General features: G+C 69.0%; 16 protein-coding genes. 6 read left to right on the forward strand and 10 right to left on the reverse strand.

What is annotated here, in order from left to right; translation table 11 throughout:
- Positions 1–162: 162 nt before the first annotated feature.
- The 5 genes from ACOQFS_RS14425 to def all read right to left on the reverse strand — a co-directional run bounded on the left by ACOQFS_RS14425 (position 163) and on the right by def (position 3,621).
- Positions 163–498, reverse strand: a complete 336-nt coding sequence (locus tag ACOQFS_RS14425; protein WP_421563516.1) for an AzlD domain-containing protein — start codon at positions 496–498, stop codon at positions 163–165.
- Complete coding sequence (locus ACOQFS_RS14430) at positions 495–1,319, reverse strand: AzlC family ABC transporter permease (protein WP_421563517.1); 825 nt, start codon at positions 1,317–1,319, stop codon at positions 495–497. The genes ACOQFS_RS14425 and ACOQFS_RS14430 overlap by 4 nt, the downstream gene beginning before the upstream one ends.
- Complete coding sequence (fmt, locus tag ACOQFS_RS14435) at positions 1,316–2,404, reverse strand: methionyl-tRNA formyltransferase (protein ID WP_421563518.1); 1,089 nt, start codon at positions 2,402–2,404, stop codon at positions 1,316–1,318. Before fmt ends, ACOQFS_RS14430 begins: the two co-directional genes overlap by 4 nt.
- 180 nt (positions 2,405–2,584) lie before the next feature.
- The gene (locus ACOQFS_RS14440) at positions 2,585–3,112 is read right to left on the reverse strand and encodes a hypothetical protein (RefSeq protein ID WP_421563519.1); all 528 of its coding nucleotides are present in this window, start codon (positions 3,110–3,112) and stop codon (positions 2,585–2,587) included.
- Positions 3,112–3,621: a peptide deformylase gene (gene def, locus ACOQFS_RS14445; RefSeq protein ID WP_421563520.1), complete on the reverse strand. Its 510-nt coding sequence runs from the start codon at positions 3,619–3,621 to the stop codon at positions 3,112–3,114. Before def ends, ACOQFS_RS14440 begins: the two co-directional genes overlap by 1 nt.
- Before the next feature lie 199 nt (positions 3,622–3,820).
- Between def and ACOQFS_RS14450 the strand changes: the two genes are divergently transcribed.
- Both ACOQFS_RS14450 and dprA read left to right on the forward strand, forming a co-directional pair.
- A complete protein-coding gene (locus tag ACOQFS_RS14450) occupies positions 3,821–5,026 on the forward strand; it encodes a LysM peptidoglycan-binding domain-containing protein (protein WP_421563521.1) in 1,206 nt (401 codons plus the stop codon).
- Between the two features lie 90 nt (positions 5,027–5,116).
- Positions 5,117–6,349 (forward strand): DNA-processing protein DprA, encoded by a 1,233-nt coding sequence (dprA, locus tag ACOQFS_RS14455; RefSeq protein ID WP_421563522.1) that lies wholly within the window; start codon positions 5,117–5,119, stop codon positions 6,347–6,349.
- Positions 6,350–6,405: 56 nt separating this feature from the next.
- Here dprA and ACOQFS_RS14460 read toward each other — a convergent pair whose 3' ends face one another.
- The 5 genes from ACOQFS_RS14460 to ACOQFS_RS14480 all read right to left on the reverse strand — a co-directional run bounded on the left by ACOQFS_RS14460 (position 6,406) and on the right by ACOQFS_RS14480 (position 15,947).
- Complete coding sequence (locus ACOQFS_RS14460) at positions 6,406–8,772, reverse strand: DUF1631 domain-containing protein (protein ID WP_421563523.1); 2,367 nt, start codon at positions 8,770–8,772, stop codon at positions 6,406–6,408.
- 17 nt (positions 8,773–8,789) lie between these two features.
- Entirely contained in the window at positions 8,790–9,740 is a 951-nt protein-coding gene (gene secF, locus ACOQFS_RS14465) for a protein translocase subunit SecF (protein ID WP_421563524.1), read from the reverse strand.
- 12 nt (positions 9,741–9,752) lie between these two features.
- Positions 9,753–11,645: a protein translocase subunit SecD gene (secD, locus tag ACOQFS_RS14470; RefSeq protein ID WP_421563525.1), complete on the reverse strand. Its 1,893-nt coding sequence runs from the start codon at positions 11,643–11,645 to the stop codon at positions 9,753–9,755.
- Between the two features lie 98 nt (positions 11,646–11,743).
- Positions 11,744–12,079 carry a preprotein translocase subunit YajC gene (yajC, locus tag ACOQFS_RS14475; RefSeq protein ID WP_421563526.1) on the reverse strand — a complete coding sequence of 112 codons (336 nt, stop codon included), beginning with the start codon at positions 12,077–12,079 and terminating at the stop codon, positions 11,744–11,746.
- Between the two features lie 295 nt (positions 12,080–12,374).
- Complete coding sequence (locus ACOQFS_RS14480) at positions 12,375–15,947, reverse strand: indolepyruvate ferredoxin oxidoreductase family protein (protein ID WP_421563527.1); 3,573 nt, start codon at positions 15,945–15,947, stop codon at positions 12,375–12,377.
- 187 nt (positions 15,948–16,134) lie between these two features.
- Here ACOQFS_RS14480 and ACOQFS_RS14485 point away from each other — a divergent pair, with 187 nt between their 5' ends.
- The 4 genes from ACOQFS_RS14485 (at position 16,135) to ACOQFS_RS14500 (ending at position 23,265) form a co-directional block, all read left to right on the forward strand.
- A complete protein-coding gene (locus tag ACOQFS_RS14485) occupies positions 16,135–16,620 on the forward strand; it encodes an Lrp/AsnC family transcriptional regulator (RefSeq protein ID WP_421563528.1) in 486 nt (161 codons plus the stop codon).
- A gap of 210 nt (positions 16,621–16,830) precedes the next feature.
- A complete protein-coding gene (locus tag ACOQFS_RS14490; protein WP_421563529.1) occupies positions 16,831–19,908 on the forward strand; it encodes a DUF2339 domain-containing protein in 3,078 nt (1,025 codons plus the stop codon).
- On the forward strand, positions 19,905–21,416 hold the full coding sequence (locus ACOQFS_RS14495; protein WP_421563530.1) for a DUF3999 family protein: 1,512 nt from the start codon (positions 19,905–19,907) through the stop codon (positions 21,414–21,416). The genes ACOQFS_RS14490 and ACOQFS_RS14495 overlap by 4 nt, the downstream gene beginning before the upstream one ends.
- A gap of 94 nt (positions 21,417–21,510) precedes the next feature.
- Positions 21,511–23,265, forward strand: a complete 1,755-nt coding sequence (locus ACOQFS_RS14500) for an MFS transporter (RefSeq protein ID WP_421563531.1) — start codon at positions 21,511–21,513, stop codon at positions 23,263–23,265.
- Position 23,266: the final 1 nt, after the last annotated feature.

A 23,266-nucleotide genomic window follows, 5' to 3' on the forward strand; every position in this document is an offset into this window, starting at 1 on the left:
CGCCTGCGCCCCGGGGGGGGCCACCCTAGGCTTGTCGGTAGCACCCCGCGATCCTCGGTTTTCGCGCGTTTCGCTTCGATGCCTTCTGCCGCGCAGACTCCTAGTGGAGCCGGTGCGAGCCCGGCCCGCGGACGCCGCGCAGCACCCCGGGGGGTTGCCGCGTCACCAGCCCCAGCCAATGTGCAGCGGCAGGTACACCGCCATGCCCACCACGATGGTGCCCAGAATGCCCCGGCGCCAGAAATAGTAGGCGGTGGCGCACAGCACGGCGGGCAGCCGGGCGTCCATGAAGGTGTCGATGAACTCGCCCTGCGTCATCAGGATCTCGGGCGCGATGACGGCCGTGAGCGCCGCCAGCGGGGCGTATTTGAGGCCGCGCTTGAGCCAGTCGGGCAAGGGCAGCTCGCGCTCCGGAATCATGAAGAAGGAGCGCGAGATCACCGTGATGACCGCCAGGCCCACGATGGCGATGAAAGGGCCGATCCAGGACCAGTTCATGGGTGGCGCTCCTCGCGCAGCGGCACGACCTCGCCCGCCGCCACATGTTCGCGCTCTTCGGGCGGCATCACGCTGTCGGCGGGCACCAGCAGCAGCTCGGGCTTGCGGCGGCGGCGGTCCACCGCTTCCATCAGCAGCCCGGCGGCCACGGCAGCGGCCAGGGCCACCAGGATGTTGAGCTTGAGCGGCAGCGCAAACGCCGCAATGGCGGCCGTGGCCGCCACGCCCGTGGCCAGCCAGGTGGCGCGGTCGAACAGCAGCGACAGCAGCACGCCCAGCAGCGCAAGCACCCCAGCAAAGCCCAGACCCCACGACAGCGGCACGGCGTTGGCCAGGAAGATGCCTGCGAGCGACGGCACCTGCCACGCCAGCCAGTTGGTGCTGGCCGCGCCCCAGAAGTACGGCAGCTGCTCGGGCTGTGGCCGGGGTTCGGGGAAGCGCTTCATGAAGGCCACATAGATCACGTCGCCGCTGAAATAGCCCACGGCCAGGCGCTGGCGAAGCGGCAGGTGCGCAAAGTAGCTGCGCCACATGCTGCTGAAGATCACGAAGCGCAGGTTCACGCAGGCGGCGGTGAGCCAGATTACCCACAGCGGCGCGGCCACCGACAGCAGCGGAATGACCGCCAGCTGCGCACTGCCCGCATACACGACCAGCGACATGAACACGGCCATGCCCACCGGCATGCCGCTCTTGACCATGGCCACGCCCGTGACCAGGCCCCAGGCCGCAATGCCCAGCGATGTGCCGGCCATGTCGATGCCGGCCAGGCGGAACGAGGGATGGCGCACCGTGCGCCGGATGGCGGCGAGGCGGCTCATGGAGCCGAAGACGGGGGGGCGGTGCCTGCGGTGCCTGCAGCGTCCGGGCCCAGCACGGCACCGGGCGCCAGCGCAAAGCCGCGCAGGAAGTCTGCCGCCGCCAGGCGCTTGCCGCCCGCGCGCTGCAGCTGCGTGAGCACCAGCGCCCCGTCGCCGCACGCCACGGTGATGCCGGCATCATTTGTAAGCAAAATTTGCCCGCAGCGCTTATCAGTAAAGCGCTGAGTGCTATCAATTTTGCAAGACCAGATCTTGATGACTTCGCCGCCGGCTTCGGTGCTGGCGCCGGGAAACGGGTCGAACGCGCGCACGCGCTGCGCGATCGTGGCAGCGGGCAGCGACCAGTCGATGGCGCTTTCCGCCTTTTCGATCTTGTGGGCGTAGGTCACGCCCTCTGCGGGCTGGGGGGTGGCCGTGAGCCCGCCGCACGCGGCCATCTCCAGCGCCTCCACGATCAACCGCCCGCCCAGGTCGGCCAGGCGGTCGTGCAGCGTGGCCGTGGTGTCGGCAGCAAGGATGGCGGTGCGCTCGGTCAGCAGCATGTCGCCGGTGTCCAGCCCTGCGTCCATCTGCATGATGGTGATGCCGGTCTCGGTGTCGCCCGCCTCGATGGCGCGGTGAATGGGCGCAGCGCCCCGCCAGCGCGGTAGCAGGCTGGCGTGGATGTTGAGGCAGCCCAGGCCACGCGTCCTCATGCTCCCCGTTGCGCGCGGTTCGCTGCCCCCCAGGGGGGCCTTCGCGCCTTCGGGCGGCCGTGCGGCGCTCATCGTGTCCAGCACCCACTGCGGCAGGATCAGGCCGTAGGCGGCCACCACCATCACATCGGCCCCGGCGGCCAGCAGCGCCTCGCGCGCGGCTGCGGCGTCTTCGGGGTATTTGCCGTCCAGGCGCAGGCTGCGGGGCTGGGCCACAGGAATGCCGTGCTCCAGCGCGCATTGCTTGACGGGCGAAGCCTGCAGTTTCATGCCCCGGCCCGCCGGGCGGTCGGGCTGGGTCAGGACCAGGGGCACGGTGAAGCCCGCGTTCAGCAGGCGCTCCAGGGCCACGCGGGCAAATTCGGGCGTGCCGGCAAAGATGACGTTCATGGATTTGGCTGCGAGGATTCTTTTGCGTGACCCACGGCACCGCGCGGGGCCCACACCGCGCGAACGGGGCGCGGGGCCAGCGAGTGCACCCGTGGCGCTGGCTTCGCCAGGCCACTGGGTGCGTCCCCCTCCCGAAGGAGCGGGGGAAGGCGCCGCAGGCGACTCAGGGGGTGCTTCATTTCAATCACGCGCGTTGTCGAAGAAGGGCAGCTCGTCGGTGAACATCACCATGCGCACCACGCCTGCGCGATCCAGGTGCACATGCGCCAGGCGTGGGTCCGAGTTCTCCCGGAAGCGGTAGGTCCAGATGTCGCCATCGAAGCGGGCGACGCGCTCGATCCGCAGGGGCGGGCCGAAGGTGCGCTCCACGTCCGCCCGTGTCCACGTGCCGGTGGGGAGGTTCTCGAACCGCTGCTGGGTCAGCACCTGCTCGTTGCGCACCAGGCGCCCGGCAGTGTCGAAGTCCAGGTTGTAGGCGGCAAAACCGGCAGGAAGCTCGGAGTACAGCAGGCGCTGGCCCGACGGCAGCGCATGCACGGCCGTGGGCGGCCCGAGCCGGGCGAGCACTTCGGCCTGCGCCGTGCCGGGCGGCACCCGGCTTGGCAGGGCGCAGCCGGCGAGCAGCAGCACCAGAGCCAGCGCCGCCACAGACCCCACCGCGTGCGCCAGCACCCTGCCGCCCCAGCGGGGGCAGAGTGCCGCAGGCATCACGCGCGCGCCTCCCGCTGCTGCTTCACCATCTTGGTCTTGATGCGGTTGCGCTTGAGGGGCGAAAGATATTCGACGAACACCTTGCCCATGAGGTGGTCCATCTCGTGCTGGATGCATACGGCCAGCAGGCCGTCGGCCTCGATGACGCGGGACTCGCCCGACGCGTCCAGCGCGCGCACGTGCACGGCGTCAAAGCGCTCCACGCCGTCGTAGATGCCGGGCACGGAGAGGCAGCCTTCTTCATTCACGTGCTTCTCGGGGCTGGCCCAGACGATCTCGGGGTTGATCAGCACCAGGGGCTGGTTGCGCTCTTCGGAGACATCGATCACCACCAGCCGTTCGTGCACATCCACCTGGGTGGCGGCCAGGCCGATGCCATGGGCGTCGTACATGGTGGCGAGCATGTCGGAGACGAGCGCCCGGATGCGGTCGTCCACCACCTCGATGGGGCGGGCAACCTTGTGAAGCCGGGGATCGGGAAAACAGAGAATGGGGAGGATTGCCATGGGTGCACGTGGGAGCTGTCGCTATTTTCGCCACTTTTACGACCGGCTGCACCGCACAAAGTCAATAATCGTTGCCGAATCAAGGGCTTGAGCAGAGAATCTCAGTTGATTTGTAACGTAGTTGCCCAGGCGGGTGCCCCTTGCGCGCGCCGTGGCGCCAGCGAGGGGGCGTTTCACAATGCATGAGAAAAGGAACAACATGACGGCATCCACCAGCGCGCGGCGGACCGCCCTGGGCGCGCTCACCATCGTTGCCGGCGCGCTGCTGGCCGCAGCATCGGCGCAGGCACAGAACTACCCGATCACCAGCGACCAGCGCGCCACGGCTCAGCAAGTGGCCGAGCGCGGCATCCCTCTGTCCGAGCTGGCCCCCAACGCCCCCGACCGCTACACCGTCAAGCGCGGCGACACGCTCTGGGGCATTTCGGGCATGTACCTCAAGCGCCCCTACCGCTGGCCCGAGCTGTGGGGCATGAACCTCAACGCCATCCCCAACCCCCACCTGATCTTCCCCGGCCAGACGCTGTACCTCGAAAAGGACGGCAGCTACGCCCGCCTGCGCACCAGCCCCCCCGGCCAGACCGATACCGTGCGCGTGTCCCCCCGCACCCGCAGCGACACCCTGCTGGGCACTGCGCTGCCCACGCTCAAGCCGCACCTGATCGAGCCCTTCCTGGTCGAGCCTATGGTGGTGGATGCCGAGGTGCTCGAGCGTGCGCCCCGCATCGTGGCCACCGTGGAAGACCGCGTACTCATGGCCCACGGCGACCGGGCCTATGCGCGCGGCATCGATGCCGCGCCGCTGCGCGTGGCGCCGGGCGAGCAGCGTTTCTACCGCGTCTACCGCAACGCCACCCCGCTGAAGGACCCCGCCAGCGGCGAGATCCTGGGCTACGAAGCCCAGTACCTGGGCAAGGCCGAGCTGGTGCGCGGCGAGACCACCGAAGACGTGCCGGATGGCAAGGGTGGCTTCACCAGGGACAAGGTGCCCGCCACGGTGGACATCACCGGCACGAAGGAAGAAATCCGCGCGGGCGACCGCATGCTGGTGGAACCACCGCGCGGCTTCATGAGCTACACGCCCCGCGCCCCGCGGGGCCCGGTGGATGCCCGCGTGGTGTCGATCTACGGCGGCTCGTCCGTTTCGTATGCGGCGCAGAACCAGGTGGTTGCCATCAACAAGGGCGCGCGCGACGGGATGGAGGCGGGCATCGTGCTGAACCTGCTCACCAAGGGCGAGCGCATCAAGGACGCGACCAGCGAATCCAAGGAGATGATCAAGCTGCCCAGCGAATCCAACGGCATGGCCATGGTCTTCCGCACGTTTGACCGCGTGTCCTATGTGCTGATCCTGGACGTTCGTACGGGCGTGCGCGTGGGCGACCGCCTCGTCAATCCCGATTGAACCGGGCCGACCCCCGCGGGCTGGCGCAATGCAGGGTGGCCGTCTCCATCCTGCGTGCATGCGCTGCGGCCGGCGGCACATCCGTCATCCATGGACCGTGAAGAGCTAGGCGGGTGGCTGCGGCTGACCCTCTCGCCCGGGGTGGGCAATGGCGCTGCGCGCCGCCTGCTGTCGCGCTTCGGGCTGCCCTCCGCCATCTTTGCGCAGCCTGAAGCCGCCTTGCGCGAATGCGTGACCGCCCCGCAGGCGCGCGCGCTCTGCGAGGTGCCGCCCGCCTGGGCAGGCTTGCTGGACACCACGCTGCAATGGCTGGGCGGTGCGCCGGGTGCGCCGGGCGCGGACAACAGCGGCATGCCACCGCCCGCCCGCACTTCCGAGCCCGCGAGGGCCGTCATCACGCTGGGCGACCCGCGCTACCCGGCGGCGCTGCTCGACACCGAAGACCCGCCCCTGCTGCTGTACGTGATGGGACCGCTGTCGCTGCTTCGGCTGCAAGGCCAACCGTTTCCGCGCCACCACTGCCTGGCCATCGTGGGCAGTCGCAACCCCACAGCACAGGGTGCTGACAACGCGCGCCTGTTCGCACGGGCCCTGCACGCTTGCGGGCTCACCATCGTGTCGGGCCTGGCGCTGGGTGTGGACGCGGCAGCGCATGAAGGCGCGCTGGACGCATCCGCCACCGTTCCATCGCGCGATACCGGCGTTGCCGTGCCGGCCACGATCGCGGTGGTGGGCACGGGCCTCGACCGCGTCTACCCGAGCAGGAATCTCGATCTGGCGCGGCGGATTGCCGTGCACGGCCTGCTCGTGAGTGAGTACCCGCTGGGCACGCCGCCGCTTCCCGCCAACTTTCCCAAGCGCAACCGCATCATTTCGGGCCTGTCCCAGGGCACGCTGGTGGTCGAGGCGGCGCTCGCATCCGGGTCCCTGATCACCGCACGCACGGCGGTAGAGCAGGGCCGGGAGGTGTTTGCCATCCCCGGTTCCATCCATGCGCCGCAGTCGCGCGGCTGCCACGCGCTGATTCGCCAGGGCGCCAAGCTGGTGGAGTCTGCGCAGGACGTGCTGGAGGAGCTGCGCCTGTCCGCTGCCCCGCCGGTGTCGGCCGAAGGGGCGGGTGGTGGCGAAGCCGCCCCTTCGGCCCCCGCCCCTGAAAACGCCCTGCTCAAGGCGCTGGGCTTTGACCCCGTGGGCATCGACGCGCTGGTGGCTCGCACCGGCATGGATGCCGCCGCACTGCAGGTGGCGCTGCTGGAGCTGGAGCTGGAAGGCCGTGTCGCGCGGCTGCCCGGGGGGCTGTTCCAGCGCCTGGGCGTGGCGTAGCGCGCGCTTTTGGGGTGTCGCACGGCACCTGAGGGCGCGCGCAGGGACCCGGTGAGTCAGTCCAGCAGCCGTTCCGGGTTGGCGTCCAGCTTGGCCAGCGCATCGCGTGTTGCGCGCACGGTCAGCCCTTCCTCGTCCTTCGGCTGCAGCAGGCCGGCCTGCAGATAGGCCGCCAGGCGGCGCAGCTGGATCAGGTAGCTGCTGCCGTCCGCCGCGGCAAACAGGTGCAGCTGCTTGCGCTGGCTCTGCCACGCATACTGCACCTGGGCCGAGGCCCCGTTGTGGTCCAGCGTGTACCAGGTGCCCGGCTGCAGTTGCTGCGCCCACGCCACCATGGCTTCTTCCACCGGCGCGCCGTTGTCGGCCACCACATGGATCGACGACGCATCGATGCCGAGCATCATTTCGATGTTGTCGGCGTTGAGCGGCATGTCGCCCAGCGTGGCGTCGTTGATGAAATCTTCGAGGTTCGCCAGCCGCTTGGCCATGGCGTCGATATGCGCCTGCGGGATGGAGGCGGTCTTGGACAGGAACGCGTCCGCCAGGGTATCGGTCAGCGCCTTGATCTGCGCGTCCTGCGCTTCGCCCGTCACGTTCATCAGCACCAGGCCCTGGCGAAGGCGCTGCAGCAGGCCAGGCAGGTTCTGGATGACGAGCGTGCGGTCGCTGCGGTGGGGCTTGGCGCCTGCGGCCCAGACCAGGTCGGCCGCCGTGCGCTTGAGCGCAATCGTGTCGGCGTGCTGCGGGCCGTCGCGCACGGCCGACAACGCCAGAACCTCGGCCCAGGTCTTGAACAGGAACTCGCGGATCTCGTCGCGCACCGGCATGTCGCGCAGCATGGTGCGCAGCTCGATCGTGTACTGGATCGCGAGCGTCTCGCGCTGCTCGACCTGCTGGGCCACACTGACGAGGCGGGACGTGGCCTGCTTCTCGGTGAGGAACTTGGCGAGGAATTTCTCGAACTCGTCGTACACGAGCTGGAACACCCTGCGCCCCGTTTCCGGGTATTGCTCGATCACCTGAACCACGCGGCGGATCTCGGCCTCCAGCGCGCTGCCGTTGATGGAGGTGGCATCAAAACCCATCACGCAGGCACCCATGCGGTCGATCAGCTTGCGCGCGGGGTGGTCCAGGTTGCTGAAGAACTCCGGCTCGGCCAGCGCCACGCGCAACACGGGCACCTGCAGGCGCGCGAACCATACGCGCACGGCGGGGGGGATGCGGTCTTCGGCCAGGATGCTCTGGAACATGAGCGCCACCACCTCGATGATGGCCTTTTCGCCCGCCGTGCTGGCCTTCTTCTTCAGCTCGGACGAGCGCTCGCGCACCGTGCCCACCAGCTGCACCACGGCAGCGGGGCTGTAGTCCTCGACCAGCGAGCCCACGCCGCTGTAGTAGGTGTCGGCCTGCAGCCGGTGGGCGGTGAGCGCATGGGCCAGCGCCGCCGAAGCGGGGGGCGCGTTGACCATGTCGAAGCCGGTGGCGGGCTGGGTGAGCAGGCGGCGCAGCTGGCCCATGACCCCCTGCGCACGCTGGCGGGCGCGGGACAGCGGCGTCATGCCGGTGGCAAACCCGGTCGGCATGCCGCCGCGCTGGGGATAGCCGCCCGGGTGGGGCTGCATGCCGTGGCCCGGCGGGTAGGCACCCGGGCCGCCGTGGTGCGGCTGCGGGTGGCGCATGCCGCCCATGGCTTCGCGGCTTTGCGCCAGTGCCTGAGAGGCCAGCCCGACCGCGTCGCCTGCGCCGGGCGCCCCGCCGCTGGCGGTGCGCCGCACGCGCGATTTCAGGTCGTTCTGCGGGGTGACGCCCTGCTCCACATAGAACACGTTCACCGCCTGGTACTGCTTTTGCAGCAGGCTCGCCAGCTCGCGCTGCAGCGGGTCCACCACCGTGAGCAGGTCGTTGCGCGGCAGCCCCGACTCGATCCACTGCTCCACCAGCAGCAGGCACACGGTGTCAGGCCGCAGGATGTCGGTGGTGTCCAGGTCCTGGCCTTCCAGGCTCTGGGTGCGCTGGCGCAGGGTGTCGAACTGGTGGCTGACCTGCTCGCTGACGGTGAGTGCCATGCGCGAGGCAATGATCTTGTTTTCCACCACATCGTCGCTGAGCAGCTCGAACTGGGCGAGCCCCGGGCCAGCGGCTGCCTGGCCGCCACGGGACGTGCTCACATGGGGAGACAGCGCTTCGCGCAGCGCCTTGGCCGTGCGATCGACCCATGCCGCGCGGTGCTGCTGGTAGTCCGTCCAGGTGTCGCGGTGCGCCTGCATCTCGCGCGCCGTGCCGGTCTGGCTCATCAGCGTGGTGACGAAATCCAGGACGGTCTTGTCCAGCTGGGGCAGGCCTGCGCAAAGGCCCTCCACGAACCGCTGTCGAGCCTGCCGGGCCAACCGGCGCTGCGGAACGGGGGAGGGCGTGGACTGCATGGACAGATATTAGCGGGTCAGACGATGGCTCCAGCCTGCGGATCGTTGGGATCCTCATCCTTTTTCGCGGGCTTGATGAGGTCTTCGCGCTTCACGCCCAGCCACATGGCAATGGCGGCCGCCACGAACACCGACGAATAGATGCCGAACAGGATGCCAATCGTCAGCGCCAGCGCAAAGTAGTGCAGGCTGGGGCCGCCGAAAAAGAGCATCGACAGCACCATGGCCTCGGTGGACGCGTGGGTGATGATGGTGCGGCTCATCGTGCTGGTGATCGCGTGGTCGATCACCTCCGACGTGTTCATCTTGCGGTACTTGCGGAAGGCCTCGCGGATCCGGTCGAAGATCACCACCGACTCGTTCACCGAATACCCCAGCACGGCCAGCACCCCGGCCAGCACGGCCAGCGAGAATTCCCACTGGAAGAACGCGAAGAAGCCCAGGATGATCACCACGTCGTGCAGGTTGGCGATCACCGCGGCCACGCCGAACTTCCATTCGAAGCGCACTGCTAGGTAGATCACGATGCCGAGGATCACCATGCCCAGGGCCATCAGCCCACCCTGCACCAGTTCCTCGCCCACCTGCGGCCCGACGAATTCCGTGCGCCGCAGGGTCACCTCGGGGTCGGCGGCCTTCAAGGCCTCCAGTACACGCTCGCTCTGCTGGGCCGACGTGACGCCCTTCTGCACGGGCAGGCGGATCATCACGTCGCGCGAGGTGCCGAAGTTCTGCACCGTCACGTCCGAATAGCCCAGGCCGGACACGGTGTCGCGGACCTTGGCGATGTCTGCGCTCTGCGTGTAGGCCACTTCCATCACCGTGCCGCCCGTGAACTCCACCGACAGGTGCAGTCCGCGCGTGACCAGGAAGAAGACCGCCAGGGCGAAAGTGACGAAGGAAATCGCGTTGAGCACCAACGCGTACTTCATGAACGGGATGTCTTTTTTGATCCGAAAGAACTCCATGTCCTTTTCCTCTTATTGGTTCTTGGCGACCGCGGAACCCGCCACAGCGGCGTCGGGCTTCCAGACTTGGCCGATGGACACGCTCTTGAGCTTCTTCTGGCGGCCGTACCACAGGTTCACAAGGCCGCGCGAGAAGAACACGGCCGAGAACATGCTGGTCAGGATGCCGATGCAGTGCACCACGGCAAAGCCGCGCACCGGGCCCGAGCCGAAGGCCAGCAGCGCCAGGCCCGCGATCAGGGTGGTGACGTTGGAGTCGAGGATGGTGGCCCAGGCGCGTTCGTAACCGGCGTGGATGGCCGCCTGGGGTGCCACGCCTGCGCGCAGTTCCTCGCGGATGCGCTCGTTGATCAGCACGTTCGAATCGATCGCCACGCCCAGGGCCAGCGCCATGGCGGCGATGCCTGGCAGCGTGAGAGTGGCCTGCAGCATCGACAGGATGGCGATCAGCAGCAGCACGTTGACGGCCAGCGCCACGGTGGAGAACACGCCGAACAGCGTGTAGTAGATGCACATGAAGACCGCGATGGCCACCATGCCCCAGACCACGCTGTCGATGCCGCGCTCGATGTTGTCGGCGCCCAGGCTGGGGCCGATGGTGAATTCTTCGATGATCTCCATGGGCGCGGCCAGCGAGCCCGCGCGCAGCAGCAGCGCCGTGTCGTTGGCCTCGGCCGTGGTCATGCGGCCCGAGATCTGCACGCGACCGCCGCCGATCTCGGTGCGGATCACGGGGGCCGTCACCACTTCGCCCTTGCCCTTTTCGAACAGGATGATGGCCATGCGCTTGCCCACGTTCTCACGTGTGATGTCGCGGAAGATGCGCGAGCCCTTGGCGTCCAGCGTGAGGTTCACGGTGGGTTCCTGCGTCTGGCTGTCAAAGCCGGGCTGGGCATCGGTCAGGTTCTCGCCGGTCAGGATCACCTGCTTCTTGACGATCACCGGCTGGCCGCTGCGCTCCAGATAGCGCTCCGAGCCAAACGGCACGGGGCCACGGCCGGTTTCAGCCGCGCGGGCCTCGGTGCCCTCGTCCACCAGGCGCACTTCCAGGGTGGCGGTGCGGCCCAGGATGCGCTTGGCCTGCGCGGTGTCCTGCACGCCGGGCAGCTGCACCACGATGCGGTCCAGGCCCTGCTGCTGGATCACGGGCTCGGCCACGCCCAGCTCGTTGATGCGGTTGTGCAGCGTGACGATGTTCTGCTTGAGGGCCTGCTCCTGCACGCGGCGCGTGGCCTCGGGCTTGATGGTGGCGCGCAGCTTGAACTCGCTGCCTTCGGGGCTGCTCGTGGTCTGCAGATCGGGGAATTGGTCCGTGATGAGGTTGCGCGCGGCGGTGACCATGGCTTCGTCGCGCACCTTGATGTCCACGGCCTGGCCGTCGCGGCTGATGCCGCCGTGCCGGATGTTCTTGTCGCGCAGCGCGGTGCGCAGGTCGCCCGCATACGACTCGGTCTTCTTCGTGAGTGCGGCCTGCATGTCCACCTGCAGCATGAAGTGCACCCCGCCCCGCAGGTCCAGCCCCAGGTACATCGGGTTGGCGTGCAACGCCTTGAGCCACAGCGGCGAGCGCGAGACCAGGTTCAGCGCCACCACGTACGACGGGTCGCTCTCGTCGGGCACCAGGGCCTTCTGGATGGCGTCCTTGGCCTTGAGCTGGTTGTCCGGCGTATCGAAGCGCGCGCGCACCGACGTGCCTTCCAGCGCCACGAAGTCGGGTGTCACCCCGGCGGCCTTGAGGATGTCTTCGACCCTCTGCTGCACGGACGCATCCACCTTGACGGTGGCCTTGGCCGACGAAACCTGCACGGCAGGCGCCTCGCCGAAGAAATTGGGCAGCGTGTACAGCAGCCCCACCAGCAGCACGATCACCAGGATCGCGTACTTCCAGACCGGATATCGGTTCATGATCGCGCTCTTACCTCTCGGAAAGCTTCAAAGGGCGGCGTGCTCGCAAGCCTGCCGCCCTTTCTCAGTGTCAACCCACAAGCCTTGCGGGCAAACGATTATTTGACAGAGCCCTTGGGCAGCACCTGAACCACGGCGCTGCGCTGCATCTGCACTTCGACGCCTTCGGAGATCTCGATGTGCAGCGAGCCTTCGGACAGGCGCGTGACCTTGCCCATGATGCCGCCGGCCGTGGCCACTTCGTCGCCCTTGGCCAGGGCATCGATCATGGCGCGGTGTTCCTTCTGGCGCTTCATCTGCGGGCGGATCATCACGAAGTACAGCACCACGAACATCAGCACCAGGGGCAGCATGCCCGTGAGCGAGGACATCATGTCGCCGCCGCCAGCGGCTGCGGCGGGTGCGGTCTGGGCAAAGGCAGAAGAAATAAACACGGACAGGACTCCAGAAATGGATGTTCAATTTTTCACAATATCGCCGCCGGCGCGCGCTTGCGCGGCCGCCAGAGCAGAACAGGGCATTGTATGCGGCCCCCCGTCGTGGGCCATGTGCGCGATGCCCCGCCGGGTTGGCGGGGTGTTTTCCCGCACGCCCCATCGTTACGGCATCGAGAAAAATTGGATTCAAAATGGCCGCAACCGCTTATCCATCAAGCGTTTGCAGCTATCAGTTTGGAAGTAGATGGCCGCATTCCGGCGTGCACGCAATCCGCGCGCACGCCGGCAGGCATCAGGCCGCCTGACGCTGCGCCGCCGGGGCCCCGCTGCGCCACTGGGCCATCAAGCCGTCCCACTTGGGGCGCGCCGCCTTCAGGTGCCGCTCCTTCACGTGGCCGTAGCCGCGGATTTCTTCGGGGATGCGGGCAATCTCTGCGGCCAGGTCCAGGTTGTCGGCCTTCAGGCCGGCCAGCAGCTCGTCGATGCAGGCGCGGTATTCCACGATCAGCGCGCGCTCCATGCGGCGCTCCTCGGTCTTGCCGAACACGTCCAGTGCCGTGCCACGCAGGCCCTTGAGCTTGGCGAGCACACCGAACGCGCTGCGCATCCAGGGGCCGAACGGCCGCTTGACCAGCTCGCCCTTGTCGTTGGTCTTGGCGATCATCGGGGGCGCCAGGTGGTGCATCACCTTGTAGTCGCCCTCGAACATGCCGGCGATCTTGTCCGTGAAAGCCTGGTCGGTGTGCAGGCGCGCCACCTCGTACTCGTCCTTGTAGGCCATCAGCTTGAACAGATAGCGGGCCACGGCTTCGGACAACTTGGTGCTGGTGCCCAACTTCGCCTCGGCAGCCTTTACCTTCTCGACAAAAGCCTGGTAGTCGGCCGCGTAGGCCGCGTTCTGGTAGCCGGTGAGGAACTCCACGCGCTTGGCCACCAGTTCAGCCAGCGAGGGCTTCTTGACGAACTGGATCACCTGCGCGGCCTGGAACAGTGCCTGCACCGACGCCAGGTCGTGCGCGCAGCGGCGGCCCCATTCGAACGCGGCCTTGTTGTTGTCCACCTGCACGCCGTTCAATTCCATGGCGCGCATCAGCGAAGGCAGCGTCAGCGGCACGCGGCCCTTTTGCCAGGCGTAGCCCAGCATCAGCGGGTTGGTGTAGATGCTGTCGCCCAGCAGCTGGGTGGCGACCTGCTCGGCATCGAAGCTGCCCACGTTGCCCGCGCCCACGGCGGAGGCAATGGCTGCATCGCAGTTGGCGCCCGGGAACTGCCAGTTGGGGTTGGTCACGAAAGCCGCCGTGGGCGTGCCGTGCGTGTTCAGCGCCACGAAGGTGCGGCCCGGCTGCATCACGGCCAGCGTGTACTTGTGCGCGGCCACGATGGCATCGCAGCCGATCACCAGATCGGCCTTGGCCGTATCGACCTTGGTGGTGTAGATGGCGTCGGGCCGGTTGGCGATCTGGATGTGGCTCCAGGTGGCGCCGCCCTTCTGGGCCAGGCCGCCGGCGTCCTGCGTGACCACGCCCTTGCCGTCCAGGTGCGCGGCCATGCCCAGCAGCGAGCCGATGGTGATCACGCCCGTGCCGCCCACACCACCCACGACGATGCCCCAGGCGCTCTCGGCCACGGGCAGGCGCGGTTCGGGCAGGGGCGGCAGGCTGGCCAGGTCGCCCTTCTTTTCCTTCTTGGGCTTCTTGAGCTTGCCGCCTTCGACGGTGACGAAGCTCGGGCAGAAGCCGTTGACGCAGGAATAGTCCTTGTTGCAGGTGCTCTGGTTGATGCGGCGCTTGCGGCCGAACTCCGTCTCCACCGGCTCAACCGAGAGGCAGTTGGACTTGGTGGAGCAGTCGCCGCAGCCCTCGCACACCAGCTCGTTGATGACCACGGTCTTGTCGGGCGTGGCCAGCGTGCCGCGCTTGCGGCGGCGGCGCTTTTCGGTGGCGCAGGTCTGGTCGTAGATGATGACAGTGCAGCCCTTGATCTCGCGGAACTGGCGCTGCAGCGTGTCGAGTTCGTCGCGGTGGTGCACCGTCACACCCTCGGCCAGCGCCACGCCGTCGTACTTTTGTGGCTCATCGGTCACTATGATGAGCTTGGCCACGCCCTCGGACTTCAGGCTGTTCATGATCTGCAGCACCGAGTGGCCCTCGGGCCGCTCGCCCACCGTCTGGCCGCCCGTCATGGCCACGGCGTCGTTGTAGAGCACCTTGTAGGTGATGTTGACACCCGCCGCAATGCTCTGGCGGATGGCCAGCAGGCCACTGTGGAAGTAGGTGCCGTCACCCAGGTTGGCAAAGATGTGCGCGTCGGTGGTGAAGGGCTGCTGGCCCACCCAGGTCACGCCTTCGCCGCCCATCTGCGTGAAGGTGCTGGTCTTGCGGTCGGGCATCCAGTTGACCATGTAGTGGCAGCCAATGCCAGCCACGGCACGCGAACCCTCGGGCACGCGGGTGCTGGTGTTGTGCGGGCAGCCGCTGCAGAACCAGGGGGTGCGGTCGCCCGTGTCCACCTTCAGCTCGGCCATGCCGCGCTCGGCCGCTTCGATCACGGCGATGCGCGCGTCCATGCGGGCGATGATGCCCTCGGGCACGCCCAGCTTCTTCAGGCGCTTGGCAATCGCCTTGGCGATGATGGCCGGGGTCAGGTCGGCCTTGGCGCGCAGCAGCCAGTTCTGGCTGGGGTTGGGCATGCTCCATTCGCCGCCGGTGTTGTCGCCTTCCTGCTCCTCAAACTTGCCCAGCACGTTGGGGCGCACGTCGGCGCGCCAGTTGTAGAGCTCTTCCTTGAGCTGGTACTCGATGACCTGGCGCTTTTCCTCGACCACCAGGATCTCCTGCAGCCCTTGCGCGAAGTCGCGGGTGATGGTGGCTTCGAGCGGCCACACCACGTTGACCTTGTGCACGCGGATGCCCAGGCTGCGGCAGGTGTCGTCATCCAGGCCCAGGTCCACCAGGGCCTGGCGCGTGTCGTTGTAGGCCTTGCCGCTGGCGATGATGCCGAAGCGGTCGTTCTTGCCTTCGACGACGTTGTAGTTGAGCTTGTTGGCACGGATGTACGCCAGTGCCGCATACCACTTGTAGTCCATGAGGCGCGCTTCCTGCTCCAGTGGCGCGTCGGGCCAGCGGATGTGCAGGCCGCCTGGGGGCATCACGAAGTCTTCGGGCAGGATGATCTTCACGCGGTCGGGGTCGATGTTGATGCTGCTGGAGGACTCCACCACCTCCTGAATGGTCTTCATGCCCGACCACACGCCCGAGAAGCGGCTCATGGCAAACGCGTGCAGGCCCATGTCCAGGATCTCCTGCACGCTGCTTGGGAAGAACACCGGCGTGCCACAGGCCTTGAAGATGTGGTCGCTCTGGTGCGCGGCCGTGCTGCTCTTGCTGATGTGGTCGTCGCCCGCAATCGCGATCACGCCGCCGTGTTTGGCGGTGCCGGCCATGTTGGCGTGCTTGAACACGTCCGAGCAGCGGTCCACGCCCGGGCCCTTGCCGTACCAGATGCCGAACACGCCGTCGAACTTTTTGCTCTGCGGGTACAGGTCCAGCTGCTGCGTGCCCCACACGGCGGTGGCGCCCAGCTCTTCGTTCACACCAGGCTGAAAAACGATGTTGTTGGCTGCCAGATGCTTCTTGGCTGCCCACAGTGCCTGGTCATAGGTGCCCAGTGGGGACCCCCGGTAGCCGCTGATGAAGCCTGCGGTGTTCAGCCCGGCCACCGCATCGCGCTGGCGCTGCAGCATGGGCAGGCGCACCAGGGCCTGCACCCCGCTCATGAAGGCCCTGCCACTGTCTAAAGAATATTTGTCGTCGAGCGTGACGGTTTCCAGGGCCTTGCGGACGGATTCGGGCAGGGGCGCATTCATGGCTATGTCTCCATTGGCTTCTTTGTGGGGCCTGGCCTTGTGGGCCGGTGGGGCGGGCGCCAGCCGCCCGATTAGGGCAGCGGCTCCAGTGCCGGACAAGTGTATGTCTGTGCTGCTGATATGTCTTTGCGTTCTGTGCCGTGTTTAGGCTATTCTGAGAAAGGATCTTTCTTTATTGCCCCACTTTGTGAACACTCTCGACAAATTCGACATCGCCATCCTGGGCGAGCTGCAGGCTGACGCCCGCCTGACGAACGCCGAGCTGGCCCAGCGCGTGGGCCTGTCGGCGGCGCCCTGCTGGCGCCGCGTGCGCGCGCTGGAGGAGCAGGGCTTCATCACCGGCTACCGTGCGCAGATTGACCGCCACAAGATCGGCCTGGGTGTGCTGGCCTTTGTGCGGCTGGACGCGGACCGCAGCACCGGCAATCTCACGCGCAAGATGGAGGAGGCGATCCGGCAGATCCCCGAAGTCGTCTCCTGCCACTACATCAGCGGCACCGGCACCTTCGAGCTGCAGGTGGTGGCGCGCGACCTGGACAGCTTTTCGCAGTTCGCGCGCGACGTGCTGCTGAACCTGCCCAATGTGAAGGACATGCACACCAGCTTTTCGCTGGGCGAGGTGAAGGCGGGCGGGGCGCTGCCGCTGGCGCACCTGTCACCTGTCAAGAAATAAACGCTATAAAAGGTATAGCTATCAGCGATTGATGGGAAAGCGCTGGGGCCTGTTTTTGCATGAATTTCAGGCAGCACATGGCCACCGCTGCGGGGCACAGCCCGCGATGGTGCCGCGCACCGGCAACGTAACAAGGCGTTAAGGCGCGGCGCCTGCGCAGGGTGTGCGGTATAAGCCTGCGGAACCACCGTGGACCCGCCAGGCCGCCGCATGCACCCGCTGCATCGCAAGCCTGCCAGTTCCGTGTTCCGGGTCTCGGGCCGGGTGCTGTCTGCAAGCGGCGACACCCACGGTGGCCGATGGGGCTGGCAAGCCACCACACAACGCACAACACAACGGCTTCGTTCGCGCGCCGGCCCCGGCCTGCCGAGCGAAGCCCCCAAAGAGGGCGAGGGCGGCATGATCATCTGGGGCATTTTCTGGGGCGCGGTGCTGGGGTCGTGGTTCGGCGGCTACGGCGACTTGGGGTTGGTGGCCGGCGGCATCCTGGGCTTCTTTGCCGGGCTGTCGCTGCGCTGGGCGGTCCGCTCGGCCGTCCGGACGGAGCTGCAGGCCCAGGCCAGCAAGGCCGCCCCACCGCCCGCGCTGGCACCCCGGGCCGAAGACCGGCCCGCAGCGCCCGAGCCCCCGCCCCTGCCCGGCGACACGCCGGGCAGCGACGACACGCGCGATTCGGACGACGCTTTCTGGGGCGGTGCGCTCACACCGCAAGGCCTGCCGCGCGTCCCAGCGTCGGCTCCCGTGGCAGCACAGGCGCCCGCGCCCGCAATGCCTGCCGCGCCCGCAGCCCCCCACCCCATCGAACAGGCCGTGCTCGCCGCCCGGAACTGGTTCCTGGGCGGCAACACCATCGTGCGCGTGGGCCTGGTGATCCTGTTCATTGGCCTCTCTTTCCTGGCGCGGTATGCCGCGTCCGCCGGGCTGCTGCCGGTGGAGCTGCGCCTGGCCGCCGTGGCGGCGGTGGGCATTGCGCTGCTGGGGGTGGGCTTTCGCAAGCGCGCCGAAAAGCCCGGTTTTGCGCTGGCCCTGCAGGGCGGGGGCGTGGCGGTGATGTACCTCACCGTGTTCGCGGCCTTCCGGCTCTATGCGCTGCTGCCGCCGCTGCCCGCCTTCGCGCTCATGATCGTGGTCTGCGCGGCCAGCTGCGCGCTGGCGCTGCTGCAGAACGCGCGTTCGCTGGCGGTGGCGGCCTTTGCGGGCGGCTTTGCGGCGCCGCTTTTGCTGTCCACGGGCCAGGGCAGCCACGTGGGTCTGTTCAGCTACTACCTGCTGCTCAATCTGGCCATTCTGTTCATCGCCCACCGGCGCTCTTGGCGCGTGCTGAACGTGGTGGGTTTTGTCGCCACCTTCGGCGTGGCCACGGCCTGGGGGGCGCTGAAATACGTGCCCGCGCATTACGCCAGCACGCAGCCCTTCCTTGCGGCCTTTGTGCTGATCTATCTCGTCACCGCCATCCTCTACGCCCGCAACACGCCCACCCGGCTGGGCAACGCCGTGGACAGCATGCTGGTGTTCGGCACGCCGCTCCTGGGCTTCGGCCTGCAGGCCGGCCTGGTGCAGCCATTCGAGCTGGGCGCGGCTTTCTCGGCGCTGGCCTTTGCGGCGCTGTACCTGGGGGCCGCCACCGTGCTGGCGCGCCGCGCGCAGCCTGGCTACCGCCTGCTCATCGAATGCTTCATCGCCATCGGTGTCGGCTTTGCCACGCTGGCCGTGCCGCTGGCGCTGGATGCGCGCTGGACCTCGGCCGTGTGGGCGCTGGAAGGCGCGGGCGCCTTCTGGGTGGGCATGCGCCAGGCGCGCTGGATGCCGCGCGCCTTCGGCCTGCTGCTGCAGGGCGTGGCGATGCTGGCCTTTTTGGGCGGCCTCTCCAGCGTGGCGCCGCTGCCGCTGGCCAACCCGGCCTTCCTGGGGGCGATGCTGATTGCCCTGCCCGCCCTGCGGCTGGCGTGGTGGCTGCGCCAGCCGCTGCCGCACAGCGGCTCGGCCTGGGCCCAGGGCTACGCGCGGGTGGAGGCGCAGCTGTCCAGCCCGGCCTACCTGTACGGATTTGCGTTCTGGTGCCTGGCCTGGGTGCTGGAAGCCACGCGCAGCGTGCCCGCCATGGAGGCCAGCCAGTGGCCCGTGCCGGTGTTCACGGACCGCGTGGCCCAGCTGCTGGCCCTGCTGGCCGTGGTGCTCAGCGCCGCGCTGTCGATGCGGCTGGGCCTGCGCACGCGCTGGGCGGTGGCCACCTGGCCCGCGCGCGCCACCATCGCGGTGCTGGCGCTGGGGTGGGTGGCGCAGGCCGGTGACGGCTATCGCGTGCTGGCCACCCCCGCCTGGGCGGTGTGGCCGGTGGTGCTGGCGCTGCACGTGTGGATGCTGCGGCAGATGGACCGCCTGCAGGCCGAGGCCGGCGGCGCCACGCCTCGCTTTGGCGGCCTGCACGCAGCCACGGCGTGGCTGGTCACCCTGCTGCTGGCCGACTGCCTCTGGTCGGGCATTGCGAGTGCCGAGCTGTGGCGCACGTCGTGGGCCGGCGTGGTGCTGCTGGTCAGCGCCACCGCCGTGCTGATGCTGCTGGCGCTGTGGGCGGGCCGGGGCAACCGCGCCGCCGCGCGCACGGCGCTGCCCTGGCCGCTGAACCCGCACGCCCCGGCCTACTACTGGTGGGCGGCCCTGCCCCTGGCGCTGCTGGTGTTTTGGGGTGCGCTGCTGGCGGCGGTGCATTCATCGGGCCACACCGCGCCGCTGCCCTACATCCCGCTGCTCAACCCCACGGACCTCACCCTGGCGCTGGCGCTGGGCGGCCTGGTGTTCTGGCGGCGCGTGCTGCTGTCGGCGCTGCCGCCGCCGGTCCGCTCGGGCTGGGTCACGGGTCGGCATGCGCTGGCGGCCCTGGCGCTGCTGGCCTTTGTGGTGATCAACACCGTGTGGCTGCGGGTGGCCCACCACTTCTTCGCCGTGCGCTGGGACGCCTCGGCGCTGTTCAACAGCTTTGTGGTGCAGACCGGCTACGCCATCCTCTGGACGGTGCTGGCGCTCAGCATGATGGTGCTGGCGCACCGCCGCGCGCAGCGGCCGCTGTGGCTGGTGGGTGCCGGCCTGCTGGGCCTGGTGGTGGTCAAGCTGCTGCTCATCGACCTGTCCAACGCCGGTGGGGCCGAGCGCATCGTGGCCTTCATCGCCGTGGGCGTGCTGATGCTGGTGGTGGGCTACTTTGCGCCGCTGCCGCCCAAGCCGGCCACCCCCGCCCCTGCCACTCCCGCGCCACCTCCGGTTTCCGCGCACGAAGAGATGCCCTCATGAAATCCACACCCTGCCCATGGCGCGCGCTGGTGGGCGCGGCACTGGTGGCCGCTTTGTGCTCGGCCACTGGCCTCGCGCGGGCGGCGGCCGACGCCGCCCACCCCGACGCCTATGCCATCCGCATCCCCGTCACCCCGACGGCCGATGCGCCGCTGCAGCGGCTTGTGCTGCCCGCCGAGGTGCTGGTGCGCTTGCAAAGCCCGGGCCTTGCCGACCTGCGCCTGTTCAATGGCGCGGGCCAGCCCGTTCCCATGGCGCTCGCCAGCGTGGCGTCGGCGCGCGCGCCGCACGACACGGTGGCCTTGCCGGCGTACCCCATCCTGGGCGCGGTGGGCACCGCGGGGCCGTCGGCCCTGGAGGGGCTGTCGCTGCGCATCGAGGAGCGGCAGGGCCAGCGCGTGGTGCAGATCGAATCCCCGGCTGCGGCAGGCTCGGCGGCTGCCCAGGCCGTCCAGGGCGCGCTGCTGGATGCGCGCGGCGTGCAGCAGCCGGTGGTGCGCATGGCACTGGACGCAGACCTGCCGCCCGGCCAGCCGGTCACCTTGCGGGTGCACGCCAGTACCGACCTCCAGCATTGGCGGCCGCTGGCCGAGACGGTGCTCTATCGCGCCGAAGCGGCCGGCCCCACAGCGTCTGCCGCCGCCGCGGGTGCAGTGCCGGGCCGCCTGGGCAACGAGCAGATCGACCTGCACCGGGCCGACTTGAAGGGCCATTACCTGCGCGTGACCTGGGGCCCTGCCGCTGTGACCCTGCGCGGCGCCACCCTGGCTACCACCCGCGGCCCCGCCGTGCGCGAGCGCACCAGTGCCCGCATGGCCGTGCCAGCACCCGGCGGCAACCCGCGCGAGCTGGTGCTGGCGCTGCCCTTCGCCACCCCGGTCGCCGCGCTCGTGATCACGCCGCCGGGCAGCGGCAACGTGCTGATCCCCGTGCGCGTGCTGGGCCGCACGCACCGTGAACAGCCCTGGCAGCTGCTGGCCAGCGCCGTGGTCTACCGGATGGCGAGCGGCGGCACGGAGCAGGTGAGCCCGGCCGTGGAACTGGGGGGCGCGTCGGTGCGCGAGCTCAAGATCGAGGTGGACGCCAAGGCCCCGGGCTTTGCGGTGGCGCCCGGCGTCACTTTGCAGTTCGAGCCCGCGCAGCTGGTGTTTCTGGCCAGCGGGCCCGGGCCCTTCACGCTGGCGGCCGGGCTGCCCGGCGCGGGCGCGGGGGCCAGCGCCTTTCTGCCGCTGGCCAGTCTGGTGCCGGGCTACCAGCCCGGGCACGAAGACACCCTGCCGCTGGCGCTGGCCGACGTGGGCCGCGCCGACATCCCCGCAGGCCCGCCGGCCGATGGCGCGGTCGTGCCGGCAGCGGCGGGCGGCGGCGGCCTCGTCACCCGCACCGCCGTGCTGTGGGGCGTGTTGCTGGCGGGGGTGGCGGCGCTAGCACTCATGGCCTGGCTGCTGGTGCGGCAGACCCGTGCGGCGGGCCCGCAGGTGCCGCCAGCGCCTGACGAGATCGCCTGAGCCCGCGGGGGGGGGACGCCGTGGCAGCGACGCGGCCATGGCTTTTCAGCGCGCCGCCCCCGCGGGCGCGCCTGCCGTCGCACAATGCACGCACATGCCCCCCTTGCCGTCCCACGAAAGCACGCGCAGCGTTGCACCCCCGCCTTCCCCCGACCCCGCACCGGGCCTGAACCCGGGCGCCCCGCCGTCGCAGCAGGGCACGGCGGCCGCCGCAGACCGCGCTGCGCTGGCCCAGGGCGCCGAAGAATCCGTGGCGGCCGCGCAGCTCGACCCCGGCGCGGCGGCCTCGCTCTCGCCGTTTGCGCCGCTGTCCGTGCCGGTGTTCCGCATGCTCTGGCTCACCTGGGTGGCGGCCAACACCTGCATGTGGATGAACGACGTTGCGGCCGCCTGGCTGATGACCACGCTCACCACCTCGCCCGTGCTCGTGGCACTGGTGCAGACCGCGTCCACCCTGCCCGTGTTCCTGCTCGGCCTGCCCAGCGGCGCGCTGGCCGACATCCTGGACCGGCGGCGCTATTTCATCGCCACGCAGTTCTGGGTGGCCGCCGTGGCCGTGGTGCTGTCCATCGCCATCGTGGCCGGTGGCATGTCGGCGCCGCTGCTGCTGGCGCTCACCTTTGCCAACGGCATCGGCCTGGCCATGCGCTGGCCGGTGTTCGCCGCCATCGTGCCCGAACTGGTCAGCCGCGCGCAGCTGCCCGCCGCGCTCGCGCTCAACGGCGTGGCCATGAACGCCTCGCGCATCGTGGGCCCGCTGCTGGCCGGCGCCATCATCGCCAGCGCGGGCAGCGCCTGGGTGTTTGTGCTCAATGCGTTGCTGTCCGTGCTGTCGGGCCTGGTCATCATGCGCTGGAAGCGCGTGCACACCCAGAGCCCGCTGGGCCGCGAGCGCCTGACCAGCGCCATGCGCGTGGGCCTGCAGTTCGTGCGCCAGTCGCCGCGCATGCGGGCCGTGCTGTGGCGCATCTCCATCTTCTTCTTGCATGCCACCGCACTGCTGGCCCTGCTGCCGCTGCTGGCCAAGGGCCTGGAAGGCGGCGGCGCGGGCACCTTCACGCTGCTGCTGGCCAGCATGGGCGCGGGCGCCATCCTGGCGGCCCTGTTCCTGCCGCGCCTGCGCCAGGCCATGGCGCGCGACGTGCTGGTGATTCGCGGCACGGCGCTGCAGGCCGCCGCCACGGCCGTGATGGCGGTGGCGCCCAATGTGTACGTGGCCGTGCCCGCGATGTTCGTGGGCGGCATGGCCTGGATCACCACGGCCAATTCGCTCAGCGTGTCGGCCCAGCTCGCGCTGCCCAACTGGGTGCGGGCGCGCGGCATGTCCATTTACCAGATGGCCATCATGGGGTCCACCGCGCTGGGCGCGGCCGTGTGGGGCCAGGTGGCGACCTGGAGCGACGTACACGCCAGCCTGGGCATCGCGGCCGTGACCGGCGTGCTGGCCATGCTGCTGGTGCAGCGCCTGGTGGCCGACCGCAGCATGGAAGAAGACCTGAGCCCCTCCCGCGCCTTCCAGGCTCCCGTGGCCGAGGTGCCGCCGGGCGCGGGCCACGTGGTGGTCACCATCGAATACGCCATCGACCCCGCGCGCGCCGCCGAATTCCGCGCCGTGATGCAGGAAAGCCGCCGCAGCCGCCTGCGCCAGGGCGCCCTGGGTTGGCAGCTGCTGCACGACATCAGCCAGCCCGCGCGCTATGTGGAGCGCATCGAGGACGAGTCCTGGACGGAGCACCTGCGCCGCTTTGACCGCGTGACCGCCTCGGACGTAGCCTTGCGTGACCGCAAGCTGGCCTTTCATGTGGGCGATGTGCCTCCGCGGGTGACGCGCTGGTCGGTGGAAAGCTGAA

The organism is Paracidovorax sp. MALMAid1276 (assembly GCF_049198005.1).
Lineage (GTDB): Bacteria > Pseudomonadota > Gammaproteobacteria > Burkholderiales > Burkholderiaceae_C > Acidovorax.